3 protein-coding genes are annotated in these 1,786 nt (G+C 34.8%); all 3 read right to left on the bottom strand.

What is annotated here, in order from left to right:
* Positions 1-132 precede the first annotated feature (132 nt).
* Positions 133-468: a type II toxin-antitoxin system PemK/MazF family toxin gene (locus GSY74_RS03240; protein ID WP_164663677.1), complete on the bottom strand. Its 336-nt coding sequence runs from the start codon at positions 466-468 to the stop codon at positions 133-135.
* Positions 469-711 carry a hypothetical protein gene (locus tag GSY74_RS03245; RefSeq protein WP_164663678.1) on the bottom strand — a complete coding sequence of 81 codons (243 nt, stop codon included), beginning with the start codon at positions 709-711 and terminating at the stop codon, positions 469-471.
* A gap of 176 nt (positions 712-887) precedes the next feature.
* Positions 888-1,786 (bottom strand): DNA polymerase III subunit delta (gene holA, locus GSY74_RS03250; protein WP_164663679.1); only part of this gene is annotated, 899 nt, incomplete at its 5' end.

Here is a 1,786-nt window from a genome sequence, read left to right on the forward strand (position 1 = left end):
CAAAATTAATTTCAAAAAGATTGGAATCGATGGCTTTAGCCTCGCTATATTCGGGACTAAAGTCTCCGATTCCGAATGAATATAATATTGGTCACCTACTTAGTTCATCATTTAGCAAAAGACCATCTGCATCTACTCCATCTCCTCAAATCGCCGACACAATACCTTCTCTATCTCTTTTTTTGTATAGGGATTTTCAATAGTTGTCAACTTCTTAATCAGTCTCTTTTTTGAAATAGTTCTTATCTGTTGACAGAGTAAAATGGAGGGCTTTTCCAATTCACTTTTCAAAAGAACCTCATTGGGATAGACTCTTCTGCCCTCTTTTAGTGAAGTGATAGGCAAAATCGTTAAAACATCAAGTAGATTTTCATAACGGTTTGAGATAATTAGCACAGGTCTTCTTCCTCTCTGTTCCCTGCCAATAGTTAGATTTAGGTCAGCCAAATAGACATCATACTGATTCATCTAAAATCTTTCACTATCTACAAACCTGAAATCATCCTCTATCTCTTGCATATCTTGGATATAAAGCTTATCATTTGATGCTTTGATGAGTGCTTTTTTATACTGCTCTTTCTGTTGCTTCTCTATCATCAATTGTAGGGCTGATGATACCAATTCAGAAAAAGATTTGTATTGACCAATGATTTGATTTAACTCTAAACTACTTAACAAATCATTTTGAATGGTGATGGTTTTTCTAACCATTTTTAACTCCTAATTTTTACTGTTATTTTGTTCATACTATTATCATACCATTAATGTGATTAAAGTCCTATTTCTACTCCACATACTGGTATAATGTGGTGAGAGTGGACATTTTTATGGAAGAGGTGGGTTTTAGACTTTTTTTGTGGCTTGGCTAGGAGTTCACATTAAGATAATCAGAGATAACTCTGCAACTTAATAAATCCACCATAGAGAAGTAGTTCTCTACTGCTCGGTGAGCTACTCTTTAACTTCAACTCTAACTCCAAAAGATGTTCAAATATCTTCAACAGAGTAGAACTCTTTATTCTAAGAGCTAGAGTGGCTCTCTCATCCTCTATCTGTTTTGGTAGTCTGTATCCTAGTATCGCTTTTGAATCTATGTGACCATTGAGTTTCATAAATGCATGAAATAGAAAGATTTGATTGGTAAAAAACTGGGTAGAACGCAAAATTGAGAACTCATCAACGCCCAGTTCGAGAAGTCTGTTCATGGTCTCTACAATTGGCTTTTTTTCAAATAGTGCAATGAGAAGCTGTTCAATAGCTAGTGGTGCAGTTGAATAGACCAATCTATCTATATCTTTAGATGTTACTTTCTCCTCTAAGATGGCTAACTTGTTGAGTTCATTGGTACAGAGTGTTAGATTATTATTGAGCAGTAGCATAAGATGTTGCAATGCATAGTGGTCAATATCCAAACCGATTTGCCCTGCTTTTTTCTGTAATATCTCTATACTCTCTCTCATATTTGGCTCAAAGAGTCTAAGCCAGTTTGCACCTTTTTTCGGTGAGAATGAGTTCTGTAGGCTTTTTGCATCTTTTGCTTGACCTTGATACTCAAATATAAGGTAGTTATCGGCGTTTTTGTTTACAAGTTCTATTAGGGTATCTAGCTCTTTTTTAGGTATTTTTTTATCTCTTTTTATAATAAGAAGATTGGTTCCTCCAAAGAGGGAATTTTGTGATAGATAGGCTTTGGCACTCTCAAAACTATATTCATCAAAATATTGTGTTCTTAGTGACTCTGACGCATCAGTTATATTGATATAGTGTTGGATATATGAGCTGATTA

It is taken from the genome of Sulfurovum sp. bin170 (genome assembly GCF_010892395.1).
Classification (GTDB): Bacteria; Campylobacterota; Campylobacteria; order Campylobacterales; family Sulfurovaceae; genus UBA1140.

Excerpts from the sequence above, each read along its gene's own strand:
- GSY74_RS03240 (WP_164663677.1), bottom strand. The coding sequence starts at position 468 with ATGAATCAGTATGATGTCTATTTGGCTGACCTAAATCTAACTATTGGC.
- GSY74_RS03245 (WP_164663678.1), bottom strand. The coding sequence starts at position 711 with ATGGTTAGAAAAACCATCACCATTCAAAATGATTTGTTAAGTAGTTTA.